Below are 20,346 nucleotides of genomic sequence, written 5' to 3'. Positions count from 1 at the left end.
CATGTCGTGATGCTGTCCAATCGCGCCAGGAGTGAACCTCTCGCCATGCTCACGCAATGCGTGCCAGCACGCCCGCGTACGACGTGACAGGATGCCGCACCCTTTCCTCCTTCCCATGAGCAAGCCATGTCCCACCTGCGTCTGATGTGGAAGCGCTCCCGTCTACTCTGGCCCACGCTGGCCGCCTGCGCCTCGGCCACCGCCTGGGCCGCCCCCGCGTCCATCGCCGTCCCCAACGCCGGCTTCGAGACCGCCGCCGCCACCGGCCTTCCCCAGGGCTGGACGGCCTCGGGTCAGGGCAAGGTGTCCGCCCGCACCGACGCGAAGTCGGAGGGCAGCCGCAGCCTCGTCATCGAAAGCCCCCAGGGCGGCGCGGAGACCACCGTCGTGTCCGAGCCCGTGAAGCTCCAGGTGGGCCGCCTCTACCGGCTCTCCGCCTGGGTGCGCACCAAGGGCGTGCAGGCGGATGCGCAGGCGCGCTACCCCACGGCGCTGGGCGCGTGTCTGTCCATGCAGAGCTTCCCCTTCACCAACTGCTCTCCTCCGCAGGGCGCGGACTCCAGCGGCCGCGTGCAGGTGCTGTTCTTCGCCACCCAGTCCAGTGATCGCGTGCGCGCGCACCTGGGCCACAACGGCAAGGCCACCGGCACCGCGTGGTTCGACGACGTGAAGGTGGAGGAGGTGGACGACATCACCTCGTACATCCCCATGGAGAGCGTGCGGTGGGCCGGCAAGGGCTTCCGCTACGACGACGGCGGCTGGGTGTACGTGCACATCGAGGGCGAGCCCTACGAGCGCGGCCGGCAGTACGGCGAACTCGTGTCGCAGGAGATCGTCCGCTACATCGAGAAGCTGGGCATCCAGAAGGACAAGGCGGACGCCGCGAAGGGATGGGCGCAGGTGCGCCTGCTCGCGGACTCGCTGTTCCTGCGCCGCTTCGACCCCGAGTACCTGGAGGAGATGAAGGGCATCGCCGACGGCGCCAACGTGGGCGGCGCGAAGTTCAAGGGCCCGGATGGCAAGGAGCGCGACCTGGACGTGCTCGATGTCGTCGCCATCAACTCCGCCGTGGACCTGGGCCAGCTGGAGGACGCCAACCGCGTCACCGCGTCTCCGCTCTCCGGCCGCACCTTCCTCAAGGGCGAGGATGAGAACGGCCGGGCAGGGGAGGGCGACCACTGCTCGTCCTTCGTGGCCACCAAGTCCGCGACGAAGGACGGCCGCGTCGTCATGGGCCAGATCTTCATGTGGAACGGCTACACCGGCGTCCACTGGGACGTGATGCTGGACGTGCAGCCCACCAAGGGCCACCGCTTCGTGATGCAGACCTTCCCGGGCGGCATCCACAGCGGCTCTGACTGGATGCTCAACGACGCGGGCATCGTCATCGGCGAGACGACCGTGGGCCAGACGCCCTTCAACATCGACGGCACCCCGCAGAGCAACCGCATCCGCAAGGCCGTGCAGTACGCGAACTCCATCGACGACGTGGAGCGCATCCTCAAGGACCGCAACAACGGCCTCTACACCAACGACTGGACGCTCGCGGACACCAAGACGGATGAGGGCGCGTGCCTCCTCTTGGGCACCGCGAAGACTCGGCTGTGGCGCACCGGCAGCAAGGGCAAGGCTTCGGACACGCCCGGAAACCTCAAGGACTTCATCTGGGCCAACAACAACAACCGCGACCCGGAGGTCCGCAAGGAGTCCGTGCCCAACGCGAGCAACGCCCCGGTGGACCTGGCCTTCAACACCTGGAACCGCGACATCGCCTTCCAGGAGGCCTACGCGAAGTACGGCAAGGGCGGCTTCGACGTGGACAGCGCCACGCGCATGATGGCGTCCAGCCCCATCAACCGGCCCCACGCGTGTGACGGCAAGGTCACCACGTCGGAGATGACCGAGAAGCTGATGTTCCTGGCCCACTACGGCAAGACGACGCTGCGCGAGAAGATGGTGGGCAGCCGCTGGATTCCGGACCTGCCCGGCGCCACCCCGCACCTGTCCCTGGGCTACACCGCCTTCAGCCCCATCTACGTCGCGGATCAGCTGAAGGCAGCCAAGGCGAAGCAGAAGCCTGAGCCCAAGGCGGACAAGCCCAAGCGCGACTTCGCTCGCGTGAAGGACGCGCTCGGCTTCGACGAGAAGAAGCTCTGGGCCAACACGGTGTTCCCCGCCACGGACGCGGACAACTGGTTCGGCAGCGGCTCGGCGGCGTACTGGACGCTGCTCCGGGACCTGCCGGAAGGGGATGACCTCTCCAAGGCCTTCGACGCCCAGCGCGACGCGCTCGCGGACCTCAACGCCCGCTACCTCTACGTCACGGCCCGCGAGGGCGACGTGGTGCCCACCGCCGCGCGCACGGACTACGGCCGTTATGGCCAGTATGCGGTGCCTCGCATCAAGGGCACGTACCTGCTGCACCAGCTGCGGCTGACCCTGGGCAACGCGAAGTTCGCCAAGGTGATGGACGCGGTGCACACGAAGTTCGCGAACAAGAAGCTCACCACCCAGGACTTCATCCGCACCGCTTCGGAGGCCGCGGGCCAGGACGTGGGGCCGTGGGTGAAGCAGTGGGTGGAGCGCGGGGGCCTGCCCGCGCCGCGCCTCACCTCCCGCGCCCAGAAGGCGAAGGAGGGCTTTGAGGTAACGCTGAAGGTGGACCAGTCCGGCACGCCCTGGCGCTTCGCCACGCTAGTGGAGGTGCAGACGGAGAAGGGCGCCGTGCTGGAGCGCGTGGAGGTGAAGGGCTCGAGTGACACCTTCACCGTGAAGGTCCCGGACCGGCCGGTGCGCGTGGTGTTCAACGTGGGCAACGACATCCCTGTGGCCCGCGAGCGCTACCAGACCCTGGCCAACACGCTGGATGACTGGGACAAGCTCCTCTTCGTGTACGGCTCCGCGCGCCAGGTGGAGTCCATGCGCACGCTGGCGACGAACTACCGCGAGCAGTTGGCGGACGCGTCTCCGGAGCGCCTGGCCCCGCTCAAGCCGGACGCGGAGGTGACGGACGCGGAGCTCGCGGACCGCGACCTGGTCGTCTTCGGCGGCCTGGAGGACAACGGGCTCATGGCGCGCCTGGCGGCGGAGAAGAAGCTGCCTGTCGAACTGGGCCGGCGCTTCTTCCGCTGGCAGGGAAGGACGTACGGCCGTGCGGATGACGGCCTCGCGCTGGCGCTGCCCAACCCCTGGAACCCGAAGCGGACGATGTACCTCTTCGTCGCCAACAGCGGCCTGGAGCTGTGGCACATGACGCGCTCGTTCCAGCGCGGCCTCCAGAGCTGGGCCCTGTTCCGCGCGGGCGAGGTCAGCGGCAAGGGCTTCCACGCCACCGAGGGCCTCACCCAGGAGCTGTCCGTGGAGCTGCCCGCCCCCAAGCTGGGCATGCTCACCCCCTGAGCCGCGGTCGCTGAAATCCAGAAGCACCCAGGAAGGGCCGGCGGAGCGCGCTCCCGCCGGCCTTTCTTGCGTTCGGCTGCTTCCTCCCTCTGGAACCCCAGGCCGATTTGACTCCTGTGGGGAGAGGGTTAAATCTCCATTCAGAGAATGAATCGAGATTCAAAATCTGAGGCGCCCGTCAAGAAGCTGCGCTCTCGTCTGAAGGAAGCCACCGCCGACGCCATCCTGTTGGCGGCCGCGGCGGTGTTCGCTCGGGACGGCCTGCACGCGGCGAAGATGGAGTCCATCGCCGAGCAGGCAGGCGTGTCGGTGGGGACGCTCTACAACCACTTCACCGACCGCGCGGCCCTGCTGGACGCGCTGCGCGCGAAGCGCCGCCAGATGATGCTGGACCGGCTGGACGCGGCCCTGGCTCCCGTGGCGGAGCGGCCCGCTCGCGAACAGCTGCGCGCCTTCGTGACGGCGCTGTTCGCCCACGCGGCGGAGCGCGACGCGTTCGTGCGGGTGCTGGTGCAGCTGCCGGAAGACCCGGCGCGCAAGAGCCGCATCCTGGCGGAGCTCAGCAAGCGCGTGTCGGTCATCCTCGACCGGGGCATCCAGGCCGGGGAGGTCCGCGCGGAAGGGCGCGCGTTCTACCCGAATCTCCTGATGGGAATGGTGCGCGGCGCATTGGACCGCCTGCGCGAGGACGACGCCGCGAACCTTCCGGCAGCCGCCTGGGCGGAGGAGATCCTCCGCGTCTTCTTGAAGGGCATCGAGGTCGACTGACATGGCGACAGCCGTCGCAACACCGGAGGTCCTGGCGCCGGCAACGCCCAAGGCCCCCGTCAACAAGTGGCTCGTCACGCTGTCGGTGACGTTCGGCACGCTGATGGGCGCCATCGACTCGTCCATCGTGAGCGTTGCGCTGCCTCAAATCCGCGGCGCTGTCGGCGCCACGGTGCAGGAGATCACCTGGGCCACCACCGGCTTCGTCATCGCCACGGTGATGGTGATGCCGCTCACGGGCTTCCTGGGCCGCATGTTCGGCCAGAAGCGCGTGTACCTGGCGTGCCTGGTGCTCTTCGTCGCGGGTTCGTTCCTGTGCGGCTTCGCGTGGAACCTGCCCACGTTGGTGCTCTTCCGCTTCCTCCAGGGTCTAGGGGCAGGCGCGCTTCAACCCACCGAGCAGGCCATCCTCCGGCAGACGTTCCCGCCGAAGGAGCAGGGCACCGCGATGGCCATCTTCGGCATGGCCGTGATGGTGGGCCCCGCCATTGGCCCCACGCTGGGCGGCTACATCGTGGACAACTGGCACTGGTCCTGGATCTTCTTCATCAACGTGCCGGTGGGCATCCTGGGCTTCTTCATGGTGGTCCGCTTCGTCCAGGAGGACGAACAGTTGCGAGCCACCGCGCGCCAGGAAGCCGAGAAGCAGCGCAAGCACATGGACTGGTCCGGCATCACGCTGCTCTGCATGGGCCTGGCCTCGCTCCAGTACTTCCTGGAGGAGGGACAGGCGGATGACTGGTTCGAGTCCCCCATCATCGTCATCTGCGCGCTGCTCTCCGCCACGTGCCTCATCGCCTTCGTCATCCGCGAGCTGACCGCGGAGGCGCCCGCGGTGAACTTGCGGCTGTTCAAGGACCCGGTGTTCGCGTCCGGCACGCTCCTGGGCGCGCTGGTGTTCGCGGTGCTCATGGCCAGCATGTTCCTGCTGCCGGTGTTCATGCAGGAACTCCTGGGCTTCACCGCGACGCAGTCCGGCCTCTCGCTGATGCCTCGCACGCTGGTGATGATGGTGATGATGCCCATCGTCGGACGGCTGTACGGCAAGGTGCCGGCGCGGGTGTTGGTGGGCATAGGCATCGTGTTCGCGGGCTTCGGCGCGTTCGAGATGAGCCACTTCTCGCTCGCCACCGGCTCCAGCAACATCATCGCGGCCATCGCGCTGCAGGGCGTGGGCTTCAGCCTGATGTTCGTGCCGCTCAGCGCCACGGCGCTCGGCAACATCCCGCGTGAGCGGATGGCGGACGCGACGGGCCTCAACTCCCTCTTGCGCCAGATTGGCGGGTCCGTGGGCCTGGCCATCTTCACCACGCTCCTGTCGCGCTACACCGTGCTGTCCAAGGCCTCCATCGCGGCGCACCTCAACCCGGAGCGGTGGGAGGTCGCCAGCCGCATGGCCGCCACGCAGAAGGGGCTCATGCAGCACGGCCTGGACGCCGCGAGCGCCAGCATGGCCAGCCTCCAGATGATGGTGGGCAACGTGTCACGGCAGGCCATGGTGCTCGCGTTCGACAAGCTCTTCGTCTTGGCGGCGCTGATGTTCGTGGTGGTGCTGCCGCTCATCTATTTCCTCAAGGACCCCCCGAGCGTCGGGGGCTCCCACGAGAAACCGCACATCGACGTGGAGATTTAAGACATGGCAACGACAACGACTGCTCCCCAACTCGTCCCCGAAGCGGCGCCCGCGCCCGCCTCCGCGGCGCAGGCGAAGCGCGGCAAGCGGGGCTTCCTCATCCTCGGTGGCGTCGTGGCGGCCATCGTGCTGGCCATTGGCGGCTTCAAGATCGTCACGGCAGGGCAGGAGACCACCGACGACGCGCAGGTGGAGGCGGACGTGGTGCCCCTGGCCGCGCGCGTGTCCGGCCCCGTGGTGAAGGTGGCCGTGCTGGACAACGCCACCGTGCACCAGGGCGACGTGCTCCTCCAAATCGACCCGCGTCCCTATGAGGCCCGCGTGAAGCAGGCGGAGGCCGAGCTGGAGTCCGCGCGCGCCCAGGCCGTCGCGGCGGACGCGCAGGCCACGGTGGCGGAGGCCGGCGCGAAGGGTGGCCTGTCCAGCGCGAAGGCGCTCGTGTCCACGAGTACGTCCGCGGTGAGCGGCGCCCAGGCGCAGGTGGCGGCGGCCCGCGCGGCGCTGGCTCGCGCGGAGGCGCAGGCCCGCAAGGCCACGCTGGACCTGGATAGGACCCAGAGCCTGCGTCAGCAGAACGTGGTGGCGCAGAGCGCGCTGGATGACGCGCGGACGTCCAACGAGACGGCGCAGGCCGCGCTCGAAGGCGCCCGCGCGCAGCTCGCCCTGGCGGAGGAGGGCCGACGCACCGCGGAGAGCAAGGTGGCGGAGGCCAGGGGCCAGCTCGACGTGAGCGCCCCCATCGACGAGAAGATCGCCGCCGCCCAGGCCAGCGCGTCGCTGGCGCACGCGCGGGTGAAGGGCGCGGAGGCCGCGCTCGACCAGGCGAAGCTCCAGTTGGAGGACACGCGCGTCGTCGCCCCGGCGGACGGCCAGGTGTCCAAGCTGTCCGTGCACGCGGGCCAGCTGCTCACCCCCGGCCAGGCCGTGGCGGAGCTGGTGCCCACGACGACCTACGTGGTGGCGAACTTCAAGGAGACGCAGGTGGGGCACATGCAGCCCGGCCAGCGCGTGGAGGTGGAGCTGGACGCCTTCTCTGGTGAGAAGCTGGAGGGCAAGGTGGAGAGCCTCTCTGGAGGCACCGGCTCCCGCTTCTCCCTGCTGCCGCCCGACAACGCGTCCGGCAACTTCGTCAAGGTGGTGCAGCGCGTACCCGTGCGCATCTCCTGGGTGCACCCGCCGCAAGGCCTGGCCCTGCGCGCCGGCCTCTCCGCCGACGTGACGGTGCACACGAAGTAGGCCCCAGCCCGAAGCCCCACACCCCAGCGCCGCGCCCCCCACGGGGCGCGGCGCTTCTTTTTGGGGCTGACACGTCATGGCCAATCCTTGACGCGTCAATGGCCACGTCCGCCACTGCCGGGACATGGCCCCTGTCTGTAGAATGTGCAGTATTTCTGGAATTTCTGCGCTTCCCTTGAGGGGAGTGTCTTTTGCATCAGCTCCTTCCCCACCGCGAGGAGCAAAGGCATGAGCACGACCTACAAGATTCACCCGGCCATTGGCGTGGCCCGCGTCGGAGACAGCGAGGACTACTACCTCGGTCCCGAGGAGGCAGGAGGACTGCCGCTGGAGGTGGCGGGCGGCAGCGTGACCCGGTTCCGCGATGCCAGCATGGCGGTGCGCAGACAGGCGGCGCGCTTTCAAATCCACGCCTACGACTCGCCCGGCTCCAACGGGCGCAGGGTCCAGCCGGGTGAGGGCGGAATCAAAGACATCCGCTGGACGGTCCACCTGGCCAACAAGAAGTCCGCCTGGTACGAGTTCCGGCAGCAACAGGGTGCGGACGGCACCTACGCCGTCGACCACCCGCTGCGAAATCCTCGCACCGTGGGGAATGACCGCAACGCGCTCATCCTCGACGCGGGGCCGCGCACCGTCACCTGCCTGGGCAGCGCGGGCGGTCCCACCACTGTGCAGTGTGAGCTGCTCCCGGCGTCGGCCCGCCCATCGCGACTCCTCCCCGAAGGCAGCGACATCACCACCCTGGGAAAGCTCGTCACGGATGCCCGGGGCTATCTCCACGCGGTGGGCGGCTACGGCAAGTCCGGTGTGTCGGTTCGCTATGACATCACGAGTGGGCTGCTGGAGGACTGGGCGCGGTACCACACGCTGGAAAAGGTGAGCGGCCTCAGCGGGAAGGCGCAGGACATCCTCCTCGCGCTGAAGAGCATCGCGGACATCGGCTACGACACCCAGGCGGCGTTCGACGCCGCCGTCGCCTCCGTCCTCACGGCCCCCAGCCTGGGGCTCACGCCCGATCAGGTGACCCAGGCGAAGGGGTTCATCGACACGAACGCCTACCCCCAGCCCCGGCTGGACACGTACGCCAACAACACCTTCTGGTGGGATGACATCTCGGACGGGCCCGTCACCGCGACGCTGGTCATGGATGACAACTCGGAGCACGAGGTGGAGTTCCCCGCGTGGGTCGTGGTGGGGCCCCCCGGGTACGCGCCTCAAATCCTCAACGTCATCACGCTCTACGACACGCTCTTCGACACCTTCGTCACCCAGAGGGGGCTCGTCCCCGGGCTCTACCAGGGTGGGCAGTTCCAGCAGGACTACACGCCCAACTTCCAGGCGGACCTTCTTCCCATCCTCAGCCGCCCCGCCGCCTATCAGTGGGTCGCTGACGTGGGTCCGCAGGGCAATGGCAGACACGATGCCATCCAGGGCGGCAACCTGGGCCCCCGCTTCCTTCAGCGAATCCGGAACCCCGACGACGTCAACGCGCCGACGCCGGACCTCATGCCGAAGATGGCGGGCGACAACCCCATCTCCGACATCATCCCCCGGAAGTTCCTGAGCCTCACGCGGACCCAGTACTTCCTCCTCCAGCAATACAGTGCCGGCAAGGTCGACCACTCGTCCCCCCCGCCCCCCGCGTCGGAGGGAGCGCGGCTGGACCGCGCCGTGCTGGAGAACTGCGTGGGCGGCGCGTTCTGCCCGGGCATCGAGATGACGTGGATTGCCCGGGACGCGAACTTCTTCCAGGACGACCCGGCCGCGGGCTTCCGCTTCAAGCACCGCGACAGGCCCACCGGCCAGCCGCTCCAGTGGAGCATCAATCCGCACGACGGGCTGGGCCTGGAGCCGGGGGATGCCAGCAAGTACATGGCGCTGCCATGGCAGGCCGACTTCAACGAGTGCTCCAACCAGACCGTCCAGGGGACGTCGCTCTGGTGGTGGCCCGCCCAACGGCCCTACTTCGTGAGCTACCTGGGAGACGACCAGCAATGGCACCAGGACTATTGGACGCGTCCGACGGACATCAACTTCGACACGGACGAAGCCATGGTCTTCCATTGGAAGGAATTGGGCTTCGTCCTCAAGCGGTCGGATGCCCCCGCCCCCCAGCAGGGCCCTGAATCCGCGCCAGGATTGCCGCCCGCGCCCACGTTCATCGAGGTGGAGCGGACGTACGCGCCCGCCACGGGCCAAGAGGAACCGGCCCTCGCGAAGGTGGCCAACTCGTGAGCGAGGACTCCTGCGACGTGGCCGTCATTGGCGGCGGCCCCGCGGGCGCGGCCATGGCCGTGGCCTTGAGGAGGAAGGCGCCGTCGCTCTCCGTCACCCTGGTCGAGCGGACCACCTATGACGCCCCCCGGCTGGGGGAAACCCTGCCGCCGGACGTCCGCCTGTCGCTGTCACGGCTCGGCGTCTGGGAAAGCTTCCTGCGCGACGGGCACCTTGCCTCCCGCGGCACGGCGTCATGCTGGGGCAGGGCGGAGCCGGGCTTCAACGACACGATGATGTCCCCCTGGGGTTCCGCCTGGCACCTGGACCGGACGCGCTTCGACGAACGGCTGAGCGTCGAAGCCGCCCGGCAAGGCGCTCGGGTGCTGCGGGCGACGACCCTGGTGGACTCGGAATCCCTGGGGCGCAACGGCTATCGGCTCCGCCTGTCCCATGGGGCGGCAGACCCCAGCACGCTGCGGGCACGCTTCGTCGTGGACGCCACGGGAGGCAAGGCCACCTTCGCCTCGGCACGCGGCGCGCGGCGGCTCGTGAGCGACCGCTGCTTCGCCGTGTATGGCTCCTTCCAGCTTCAGGGCGGCGCGGTCTTCCCCACCCACGCGCTGGTGGAGTCCTGCCCGGAGGGTTGGTGGTACTCGGCGTTGCTGCCGAGAGGGCGGGTCGTCGTCGCGCTCGTCGGCGATGGGGACTCCTTGCGCGGCTTGCGCTGGGCCACGCCCGAGCCCTGGATGAACCTGCTGAAGCAGGCGCCGGTGACCTGGGCGCGGCTGGACGCTTGTGACTTCGTCGGCGAGGCGCTCATCGCGGTGCCCGTGCTCGTCGGACAGTTGGACCGGCCACGAGGGGAACAGTGGCTCGCCGTGGGCGACGCGGCGTGCACCTATGATCCGCTGTCCTCCCAGGGCATCACCAAGGCGTTGGGCTCCGCGCTCCTGGCCGCCGACGCGCTGGAGCGCTGCCTGAGCGGCGACGCGGACGCGCTCCAGGACTACGAGTCCATGCTGAACGCGCGGTTCCAGGACCATCAACGCACACGCGGCGTCTACTACCGCCAGGAACAGCGGTGGCCCCAGGCCCCCTTCTGGATGAACCGGTGGGAGGCGCTGCCCGCTCCCGCCGCGTCCCCAGCGCAGTCCCGCCGCTCCCATTCCACCGAGGTGAACCCATGAAGACGAGATATGCGCGTCATGTGATTGTCGCGGCGGGCGTAGGGCTCGCCATCGCGGCCGCGGTGGTCGTGCGGAGCGGGGCGCCCAAGCCAGTGGTCCTGGCCACGAGCGGCAGCGGAGGGGATGGCCTCGTCCCTCCGCCCTATCCCGTGTTCCCGCGAGGCAATGCCCTGCTCACGCCTCTCGCCGAGTCCAGCGACGAGGCCCAGGCATTCCTGAAGTTCTACTCGACGCAGTTGGGTGTTCAGCTGCCCAGGATCCAGAGCGCTGACCTCGTCAAACTGCCGCCCCGGAACCTGGACATCGCGCACAACGGACTGAACCTCGGCAGCCAGGACTTCAACTCCTCGCTGGTGTGCCAGTCCTGCCATGACTCGGATTGGAAGGCCCAGGGCAGCGACCTGCCGGAGATGGCGTTCTGGCAGCAGCCCACGGTCAACAGCCTCTGGCCGAGCGGTGGCGCGGGCCCCATGAACCTGTCCGCCAACTGGTCCCCCTTCGGAGACTGGAGCGCGTCCATCAAGGCCCTGGCGGGCCGGGACCCTGTCTTCCTCGCGCAGGTGGAGACGACCCGTTCGTTGTCTCCTCACCAGCCCTACCAGGTGGACCAGCTCTGTCTGCGATGCCATTCCCCCCTGGCGGAGCGCCAGGCCCTGGCCAACAACGCCCCGTTCGACCACTTCACCCTCTACGCGACGCCAGAGGGCGCGCCCTACAAGAACCCGTTCCCCTCGGCCTCCTCGGCGGATTCGCAATACGCGACCTACGGCGCGCTGGCCCGGGACGGACTCTCCTGCGCCGTCTGTCATTCCATGGCGCCGAAGGAGGGCCAGCCCTGGAATGGCGCCGACTACGGCTTCTTCTATGGCTCCGACGGAGACCTCTTCGGCGCGGGCGTCTCGGACCGGCTGGTCAGCGCGGAGGAGAAGAAGACGCAAACGCCGCCGTCCTTCCCCTTCACCTCGTCCATGAACCTGCACCCCGGCGCCATCCTCGGGCCTGACTTCGGCCTCAACGCGAAGCCCATGGCCGCTGCGGGGGTGAGCCTGGAGACCGCGGCGCACGTGGACGGACACAGCTACCTGCGCGACTCCATGGTCTGCGGCGCCTGCCACGTCGTCATCCTCCCCAAGGTCCCCACCAACTACAGGCCTGGCATGCGCATCGCCGACGCGAGCGAAGGCTACGAGCGCCCCGCGAGCTGCGACGCCAGCAAGACGACCTTCGACGCCAACGGCAACTTCACGAAGGACCCCTGTGTCGCGCTCGCCTATGAGCAGACCACCTACTTCGAGTGGCTCAACAGCGGCTATCCCGACTCCAAGACGACGTGCCAGGGCTGCCACATGCCGCTCACCTCGCCGTCATCCCCCCACGACAACCGCGTGTACGTGGCGCAGTACAACGACGACCTGGACCCCTTCTACCAGGGCAGTCCGCCCCCGGTGGCGCGCGAGTACAACCGCCACACGTTGCTGGGCATCAACCTGTTCGTTCACGAGATGTTCCAGCAGTTCCCGGACGTGCTCGGGCTGGACTTCTACCTGTCGCAGGACTCACGCATCCCGCCCTACCTCCAATCCCCAGACATCCTGAACCGCACGCCCAACCTCGTCCCCAATCCGGGCGCCGAGGATGGCAATACGAAGGGCTGGAGCGAGCAAAGCGCCATCGCCGCCGTCCAGAAGGTCACGGGCGACCACGGCCGCTCCATCCACCCGAGCCACGGCCGCTACTTCTTCCAACTCAACCCGGGCAGCGCGACGCTGAGCATCGACCTCAGCCGCTACCAGGACGCCCTCCAGAAGGGAGGCGGCAAGACGACCCTCCTCTGGGGCGCCACCGCCTGGTGCGACCAGCTCTCCTGCGGTGAGCTCGTCGTGCGCGCCTTCAACGCGCAAGGAGTCGCGGCGTCCACGACACCTCCGCTCGCGGTCGACCCGGGACAGTCGAGGTGGCAGGCGCGTCAGGCGACCATGGCCGTGGGCGCGGACACCCGGCGGCTGGAGCTGGGCTTCACCGGCCGGAGTGGCGAAGTGCTCCTCTTGGATGACCTCTTCCTCGCCCTGCGCTTCCCGGATGGCACCGTCGCACCGCTGACGGATGCCAGACGCAACTACGTGGTCGCGCAGAACCTGCTCAACGCCGAGCAGTCCATCCTGGACCTCGCGTACAGCACGGCCCAGGGCTCCTACAATCCGCGGCTCCCCGCGGTGCAGGTTTCCCTGGGGAACATGTCCACCGACAACGGCATGCTGAGCGTCCCCGTCACCCTCCTCAACAACGCGGGTCACAAGTTCCCCAGCGGCGCGGGCTTCCGCCGGGCATTCATCCAGTTCGAGGTCCTGGACGCGTCCGGCAAGGCGCTCTGGGCGTCGGGACAACCCAACGCGCAAGGCGCCATCTGCAATGGCCCCTGCAATGCCAATGGCGACAACATCCTCACCAGCGAGTTCTCGTCAGACCCCGGCCAGCTCCAGCCGCACTTCCAGACCCTCCAGCGGCAGGACCAGGTCCAAATCTACGAGGTCCGCGTCATGGACGACGTCAAGAAGGTCACCAGCCTGGAGCTCCAGCAGTTCAAGGACTTGAAGGACAACCGGATCCTCCCCGCGGGCTGGAAGCCGCCGAGCCTGCGCAAGTCCGGCGAGCTTCAGCTGGGGCTGGACCTCTACCAGCTGGCTCAAATCACCATGCCCTTGAGCGCGGTTCAGGGAACCCAGCCTGCCATTGAGAGCGACCCGGACTACCCCAACGACAGCCATCCCCAGGAGGCCGAGGGCGAAGACACGCTGGTGTACCAGGTTCCCCTGGCGGAGATTCCTTCGTGGGCCTCCATCCGGGTCCGGCTGAACTACCAGAGCATTCCTCCGGGCTATCTCGGCGCGCGGTTCAAGGACGCGCTCCAGGGAAACCAGCAGCCGGGGCCTGCCATGAGCCGGCTCATCTACATGAGCAGCCACCTCAACACGAAGACGTCCATGCAGAGCCAGACCTATGGCGCCGCCCAGCCCACAGAGATCATGAACAACTGGTCCATGGTCCTGGGTGAGGCCCGGGTGACGAAGCGCTGAAGCACCGCGGCACCCACGAGAAAACGGCCACCGGCTCGCAAGAGCCGGTGGCCGCTTTCATTCAGCCAGGCTTGCCGCTCCGCTCAGCGGAAGACGGTGGTGTGGGAGCCGAGCACGATGCCGCGCTTGCCCGCCAGCGCCTTGCACCGCTCGGGAGACATCCCCAACTGCTCCGGCGTGAAGAGCCGGCCGAAGAGGCGGTGGTCATCGGAGACGAACGGCAGGACGCGGACCGTGATGGACATCCCCGGAAGCGGGGCAAGGCCATGGGACCAATACGAGTAGTCAATGGTCGTCGAGTAGTCGGCCGGCACGAAGCAGTCGATCCCCGTGTGCCAGTTGCGGTTGCCGTCCTGGTCCGGGAGCGTCTGGGGCACCGTGGTCTCCCCCAGGCTGATGAGAGGCGAGGGCCCCGGAGTCCCCGCCGAGAAGGCGACGCTCGCCCCTGCGGGGACGTTCACGCACTTGATGTCGAAGGTCACCATCGCCGCGGCGGAGCCATGGGGGTAGATGACGCCCTTGGTGGTGTAGTCCGGCTTGTTTGCATCCACGATGGTGACGTTCCGCCAGCCGAACCCCGGGTTGTCCAGGATGAACTCCGTCAGCTGGTCCATGTTGCCCACGGCCGTGGTGGGAACAGGATTCGGGTGCGCCGTGGTGGAGACCCGGGAGATGAGGCAGTAGTGGTCAGGGGTGGGGGCTCTCCAGACGAACGGGTTGTCCGTCACGGCAACCTTGCCGCTGTCGGCCTTGATGATGTTCTTGCTGTTGTTGTCGACGTTCTTGTCGCTGGTCTGCAGCTCATTGCCTGCCCACAAGTAGGGGTACAAGAGCAGCGTCGCCGGCACGGCATACAGCGACACGCTTCCGGACTGGGTTGCTCCCGCCAGGTTCTTGGCGCGCAGGTAGATGTAGTTGTCGCCGCTCTCCGTCAGGTTCTGCCCCACATCCGAGCTGTAGTTCCCGGCGAAGAACTCCGCCGGATTGAGCGTGGGGGTGAGGCCCTGGGGAATGATGTCCGGCGATTGATAGGCAATGGTGTTCTTCGACTCAGCTCCGAAGTTGCGATCACCGGTGTCACCGGTGTTCACACGGAAGAACAAATCATTGTACTGGGTCATGGGTGTCCGCCTTGGGTTGGGTGACATTCCCCGTGAGGCGTGGCTCGCAGGGGTGCGGCCCTGCAAGTGCATCCTGAATGCCAAGGATGTTCGAATCCCAACTGGTTGGAACCATTTGGGCGGCCCGGCGAAACGGTGGGCCTTCCCCATGACCCTGACGTGGCAGGCCCAGGGGCTGACGTGTCAGCCCGCCTGCCGTCAGAGCGTGACGGCCATCTCCACGTCCGCGCGCGAGTAGCCCGTCTCCCGGGCAATCTCCGGGCCCTCGCGCGTGGTGACGAAGCCATGCTTGCGGTACAGGCCCAGCGCGGGCCCCAGCGCGCTGTTCGTCACCAGCACCATCCGCTTCGCGCCACGCTGCCGGGCCGTGACCAGCGCGGCCCGCATCAGCGCGTCGCCCAGGTCTCGGCCCCGCGCCTCCGGGGCCACCGCCATCTTGCACAGCTCGAACGTGTCCGCGTCCTCGCGCCTGAGCGCACACGTGCCCAGCACCTGTCCGTCCACGAGCGCGAAGAACACCTCGCCCCCCGGCGCCACGAACATCCCGTGGGGATCCGCGAACGAGGCCTCATCCGAGCCCTCGATGCGGAAGTCCTTCTCAATCCATTGCCGGTTGAGCCGCGCGAAGTGCTCGAGCAGCTCCGGCCGGTAGGGGACGACCTCGACGGATGCAGGGGCCATGGCACTCACGCGGTGGCGGCCACCGCGGCGGGCTTCTTGCGCAGGAAGAGCGCGAAGATGAGCGCCACGATGCTGATGCCCACCAGCGTAATCAGCCCGTCCGCCGCGATGGTGGCGCGCGTGCCGATGCCGCGGAACTCCGACGCGTGCCCGTCCAGCGCCGTCGTGTAGCTGATGGCGAAGTTGGAGGCCGCGACGAAGAGCGAGTACTTCGTCGTCACCGCCGCGCCGTCGTTCACCATCTCCAGCACCATGCCGGCGAAGGCCGCGAAGCCCGCGCCGTTCGCGAAGCTGTACGCGAGCGAACCCCAGATGTACGTGTCCGTCGTCATGGGCCCCGCCGCCATGGCGAACGCGCACATCGCGGTGGCCCCGCCCATCAGCGCGTACGCGAGCTTGCGGTTCATCCGGTCGGACAGCCAGCCGCCCATCAGTGAACCCACCGCGCCGGTGACGGCCATGCCCGGCCCGTTCACCATCTCCACCGTGTGCTCCGGCACCTGGTACGCGCCCGCCATCGCGCTGAAGAGGTTGCTGAGCGCGCCGCAGCTCACCGGCGCCAGGCAGAGCACCAGCATGATGAGCCCGTCGCGGCTGAAGGCCGTCTTCACCAGGTCCATCACGATGCTCTTCACCCGGTCCACCGCCGCCTTGAGCAGCGGCCCGGTGGGCACGGTGGAGGGATCATGCCGCTCGGTGATCCAGAAGATGCCCGCGCCGCTCGCCAGCACCAGCGTGGCCAGCACGATGCCCGCCACCTGCCGGGAGAACTGGGTCGCCAGGAAGATGGCCAGCGCGCCCATCATCGCGGTGGAGCCCACGTTGCCCGCCATCTGCCAGCCGCCCGTGCGCCCCTTGTCGGACGGCTTGGACGTCGTGGCCATCAGCCCGTTGAGCGCCGCGTGCGCCGTCGTCGCGGCGGCCTGCAACGCCGTGAGCAGCAGCGTGAAGACGCCCAGGTGCTGCGCGGGCTCCGGGAACATCGCGCACGCCAGGAGCAGCAGCGCGGTGAGCAGCGTGCTCACGCCGTACCAGACGCGGCGCCACGGCCCCAGGTCGATGAGCGGCACCCACAACAGCTTCCACGCGTGCGGTGAGAACGCCGTGCCGGACAGCACGCCAATCTCCGCCAGCGGCATCCCGTCCTTCGCCAGCCAGTACGGCACCGCCGTCTGCAGGTATCCCACCGCGGCGCCGAACTGCACCTCCAAGAGGCCGAACAGCGGGGGCCAGGCCCAGCGCGGTTCCTCGGCGGAAGCGGTGGCCGGAAGGGCAGTCTCTTGTTCAATCAAGGGCGACACCTACAGGGGAGGACAGGGGAGGGTGGGATTCTAGACACCTCCTGCGTCCTGCACAGCCCAACGCACTGCGCCGTCTCCTCGGAAGCACGGGGTGGGAGGGTGCCCTTCAACGGGGAGTCCTGGTCCATGCCGGAAGGCAGGACTAGCTTGCCCGCGCTTCCCCCCACAACCCCGAGGTCCCCCGATGACGTTGAAGACCCGACTGCTGGTCGTCTCCACGGCTGGCCTGTTCGCCGCCGCGCCCGCCGTGGCCAAGCCGCTGGATGGCGCCAGCACCGACGTGATGATCCAGGGCTTCCACTGGAACTCCGCCAGCGCGGGCGGGTGGTGGAACACGGTGAAGAACAACGCGGCCGCGGTGAAGGCCGCGGGCTTCACGATGATCTGGCTGCCGCCGCCCTCGGACGCGGCGTCCACGCAGGGCTACCTGCCCCGGCAGCTCAACGTGCTCAACTCCAGCTACGGCACGGAGGCGGAGCTCACCCAGGCGCTGGCCGCGCTCAACGCGCAGGGCGTGAAGCCCATCGCGGACATCGTGGTGAACCACCGCGTGGGCACCGCCAACTGGGCGGACTTCACCAACCCCACCTGGAGCGGCTGCAGCGCGGTGGCCGCGGGTGACGAATGGCCGAGCGCCTGCGGCAACGCGGACAGCGGCGAGGGCTACGCCGCGGCGCGAGACCTGGACCACTCGCAGGCGAACGTGCGCGCGGACCTGAAGACGTGGATGGGCACCCGCCTGAAGGGCGTGGGCTTCGCGGGCTGGCGCTTCGACTTCGTGAAGGGCTTCGCGGGCAGCTACGTGAAGGAGTACGTCACCGCGACGGACCCGTGGTTCTGCGTGGGTGAGTTCTGGCCCACGAACTACTTCGACGCGAACAACCCCAACAACTGGAAGCAGCAGATCACCAACTGGGTGGACGCGACCACGGGCACCTGCGCCGCGTTCGACTTCGCCACCAAGGGCCTGCTCAACGACGCGCTCACCAACAACAACTACACGCGTCTGAAGGCGTCCGACGGGAAGCCCGCGGGCGGCATCGGCTGGTGGGCCAGCCGCCACGTCACCTTCGTGGACAACCACGACACCGGCCCCAGCGAGACGTGCGGCAACGGGCAGAACCACTGGCCGGTGCCCTGCACCAAGGTGATGACGGGCTACGCCTACGTGCTCACCCACCCGGGCATCCCCACCGTCTACTGGGGGCACTACTTCAACTGGGGCCTGGGCAGCTCCATCAAGACGCTGATGGACATCCGCAAGAACGCGGGCCTCACGTCTGAGTCCACCGTCAGCATCCAGCGCGCGGAGAGCGGCCTGTACGCGGCCATCATCGGCGGCAAGGTCGCGGTGAAGCTGGGCACCGGCTCCTGGACCCCCGGCACCGGCTGGACGCAGGCCGCCACCGGTACGGACTACACCGTGTGGACCACCAACACGCCGCCGCCCACCGGCACCACCGCCAACGTGGAGTTCGTGTGCAACAACGGCACGACCGTGATGGGCCAGAACGTCTACGTCACCGGCGGCGTCGCGGAGCTCGACACCTGGAGCCCCACCACCACCAAGATTCTCAGCCCCACCGCGTACCCCACCTGGCGCGGCACCTACGCGCTGCCCGCGAACACCACCGTGCAGTGGAAGTGCCTCAAGCGCGACGGCAGCGGCAACGTCGTCTGGCAGGGCGGTGGCAACAACACCGTCACCACCCCGGCCGCCGGCGGCAGCATCACCGCCACCGCCAGCTTCTAGGACGCACCCCTCCAAACCTCTTCGGCATCGGCTCCCTGGGGGGAGGAAGCCGGGCTGGCTGGCGAGCAGGTAAATGCGCTGCGAGGGGCTGCTCCAGCGGCACGCCCTGGCCCCTGTGCGGACGGTAGCCCCTTGGCCACTCTTGGCCTGGGGGTCCACCGTCATGGCCCGGGTGGTGCTGGAGCGTGCCTGTGACGCGGCGTGGAGGGGGCGGGCTGAAGCGCGTTGATCAGCCTGCACTCATCTCAGGGGGAGGACATCAGCCGGACGCCATGCTCGCGCACCAGCGTGGCCCTCGCGGCCTCGGAGACAGCCGTCTCGCGCAGGTCGAGCTCACGAAGGAGGGGAAGCCGGTGGAGCGCGGGCATGCCGGCGTCCGTGACCTTCGTGCGCAGCAGGTACAACGTGAGCAGGGAGCCCGGGAGGTGAACGAGCGCCTCGTCCCCGAGGCGGGTGCCGGCGAGGCTCAACCAGGAGAGCTTCTCGAAGCCCGCGAGCATCCGCGCCCCGTTGTCATCCAGCCAGGTGCCTCCCAGGTCGAGCTTGACGAGGTGGGGGAGCTTCTGGAGCGGTACCAGCCCTGAGCCGCTGATGGGGTTCCCCGAGACCTGGAGTGACTCCAGCTCCCGCAACTCGGAGAGCTGGCCAAGCCCCAGGTCCGTGAGGAGCGTGCGGATGGCGCGGAGCGACTGCAGCCGGGAAAAGGTCCGAAGGGTGGCCACCCACCCGTCGTTGAAGTCGGTCCGGCTCAGATCCAGGTGCCGCAGGACCATGCGCGAGCCGAGCTGCTTCAATGCCTCGGGGCCGATGCGCGTGGCACTGAGGTCGAGCCGGGAGAGCAGCTCCAGGGGCTCCAGCGACGCGAGCGACGCATCCGCCAGCGCGAGACCCGAGAGCCCGAGGCTCTCGAGCTCCTGGTGGCTGGCCAGCGCAGGGAGGCCGCTCCCGGTGACCGCCGTGCGCGACAGCTCCAGGTCGCGCAGGTGGTGGAGGCCCTGCAGGTGGCGCAGCGCCGCGTTCCCGAGCAGGGTGTCGTCGAGATGGAGAACCTCCAGCCGTGTGAGCCCGGCAAGGTGACGAACCCCTGGGCCGCGGATGCGTGTCTTGCTGAGCACCAGCACCCGGAGCACCGGCAACCGCGCCAGGTGGACGAGCCCCGCATCCGTCACCCCGGTGCTTCCCAGGTGGAGCGCGTCCAGCATGCGCAGCCCTGCGATGTGCGCCAGGCCTGAGTCCGAGACGGCCGTCCGCGCCAAGCCCAGCCAGCTCAGGGCCGGCATTCTCCTCAGGGCGCCGAGGCCGGCATTCGTGACGTGGGTGCCGCTCAAGACGAGTGTGCGCAAGCGGTCCCCGGGCAGGGACGCAAGGACCGTGTCATCGACCGTGGTGTCCGAGAGATCCAGCCACTCCAGCTCCGTCTGTGCCGCGAGCAGGCCGAGCCCCCGCGGGCTCACCGACGTGCCGCTGAGCGAGAGCCGGCGCAGCGTCGTCAGCGAGGCGAGGAGAACCAGCCCCCGGTCGGACACCGCCGTGGCATCCAGCCGCAGGATGGCCAGGTGTGGCATTCCCTGGAGAGAGGCGAGCCCCGCATCGGTTACCCGTGTGCCGTCGAGGTGCAGGGCCTTCAACCGTGCCGCGTTCCTCAGGGCGGCCAGGTGCTCGTCGCCGAACGCGGTATCGGAGAGATGGAGCGATACGACCGAGGAGCCCTCGACGAGGAGCGCGAGCAGGGCTGGGGCGGGGAGGCCTTGCTCCCCGAAGGAGAGACCGGGGACGCGGTATTCGCGCAGCACGGCGGCCAGCGCCTGGGCCTCGGCCGGTGTGCTCACGGGCTCCAGAGGCTCCGCGTACCAGTCTCCGTCGGGAAGCGGCTGGGGGGCGGCACCACCCGCCGGCAGCAGGCCCCACGGGGAGGACGTCCCGTCCGGCAGGAGCCGGTACGTCTGGAGGGAGGGACGTGGAGGGGCCACGAC

General features: G+C 68.6%; 12 protein-coding genes. 8 read left to right on the top strand and 4 right to left on the bottom strand.

The genetic code is table 11. The features are described 5' to 3' along the window. The first annotated feature begins 126 nt into the window (after positions 1 to 126). From D7Y15_RS07485 to D7Y15_RS07455, 7 genes are all read left to right on the top strand, one after another. A complete protein-coding gene (locus D7Y15_RS07485; protein WP_121752126.1) occupies positions 127 to 3,399 on the top strand; it encodes a C45 family autoproteolytic acyltransferase/hydolase in 3,273 nt (1,090 codons plus the stop codon). Between the two features lie 147 nt (positions 3,400 to 3,546). Next, positions 3,547 to 4,167 carry a TetR/AcrR family transcriptional regulator gene (locus D7Y15_RS07480; RefSeq protein ID WP_120596180.1) on the top strand — a complete coding sequence of 207 codons (621 nt, stop codon included), beginning with the start codon at positions 3,547 to 3,549 and terminating at the stop codon, positions 4,165 to 4,167. Position 4,168: 1 nt separating this feature from the next. After that, positions 4,169 to 5,800, top strand: coding sequence for a DHA2 family efflux MFS transporter permease subunit (locus D7Y15_RS07475; protein WP_120577572.1), 1,632 nt, complete (start codon positions 4,169 to 4,171; stop codon positions 5,798 to 5,800). Between the two features lie 3 nt (positions 5,801 to 5,803). After that, positions 5,804 to 7,036, top strand: a complete 1,233-nt coding sequence (locus tag D7Y15_RS07470) for an HlyD family secretion protein (RefSeq protein WP_120577573.1) — start codon at positions 5,804 to 5,806, stop codon at positions 7,034 to 7,036. Between the two features lie 228 nt (positions 7,037 to 7,264). Next, entirely contained in the window at positions 7,265 to 9,274 is a 2,010-nt protein-coding gene (locus tag D7Y15_RS07465) for a LodA/GoxA family CTQ-dependent oxidase (RefSeq protein WP_121752125.1), read from the top strand. Beyond that, the gene (locus tag D7Y15_RS07460; RefSeq protein WP_121752124.1) at positions 9,271 to 10,443 is read left to right on the top strand and encodes a tryptophan 7-halogenase; all 1,173 of its coding nucleotides are present in this window, start codon (positions 9,271 to 9,273) and stop codon (positions 10,441 to 10,443) included. Before D7Y15_RS07465 ends, D7Y15_RS07460 begins: the two co-directional genes overlap by 4 nt. After that, entirely contained in the window at positions 10,440 to 13,517 is a 3,078-nt protein-coding gene (locus tag D7Y15_RS07455) for a hypothetical protein (protein WP_148712718.1), read from the top strand. Before D7Y15_RS07460 ends, D7Y15_RS07455 begins: the two co-directional genes overlap by 4 nt. A gap of 83 nt (positions 13,518 to 13,600) precedes the next feature. Here D7Y15_RS07455 and D7Y15_RS07450 read toward each other — a convergent pair whose 3' ends face one another. The 3 genes from D7Y15_RS07450 to D7Y15_RS07440 form a co-directional block, all read right to left on the bottom strand. Continuing rightward, on the bottom strand, positions 13,601 to 14,638 hold the full coding sequence (locus D7Y15_RS07450) for a hypothetical protein (protein ID WP_120577577.1): 1,038 nt from the start codon (positions 14,636 to 14,638) through the stop codon (positions 13,601 to 13,603). A 198-nt stretch (positions 14,639 to 14,836) separates the two neighbouring features. Next, positions 14,837 to 15,319, bottom strand: a complete 483-nt coding sequence (locus D7Y15_RS07445) for a GNAT family N-acetyltransferase (RefSeq protein ID WP_121752122.1) — start codon at positions 15,317 to 15,319, stop codon at positions 14,837 to 14,839. Between the two features lie 5 nt (positions 15,320 to 15,324). After that, positions 15,325 to 16,620, bottom strand: coding sequence for an MFS transporter (locus D7Y15_RS07440; protein ID WP_233604853.1), 1,296 nt, complete (start codon positions 16,618 to 16,620; stop codon positions 15,325 to 15,327). A gap of 184 nt (positions 16,621 to 16,804) precedes the next feature. On the opposite strand from D7Y15_RS07440, the gene D7Y15_RS07435 reads away from it, so the two are divergent. Beyond that, positions 16,805 to 18,373, top strand: coding sequence for a glucan 1,4-alpha-maltotetraohydrolase domain-containing protein (locus tag D7Y15_RS07435; protein WP_121752121.1), 1,569 nt, complete (start codon positions 16,805 to 16,807; stop codon positions 18,371 to 18,373). Positions 18,374 to 18,618: 245 nt separating this feature from the next. Here the strand turns inward: D7Y15_RS07435 and D7Y15_RS07430 are convergent. Then, a partial coding sequence (locus D7Y15_RS07430; protein WP_121752120.1) for a hypothetical protein occupies positions 18,619 to 20,346 on the bottom strand: 1,728 nt, incomplete at its 5' end.

Origin of the sequence: Corallococcus sp. AB030, assembly GCF_003668965.1 — a bacterium.
In the GTDB taxonomy this organism is placed as follows: Bacteria; Myxococcota; Myxococcia; order Myxococcales; family Myxococcaceae; genus Corallococcus; species Corallococcus exiguus.
Note: the sequence above shows the minus strand (reverse complement) of the source record. Positions and strands in the feature narration are given on the sequence as shown.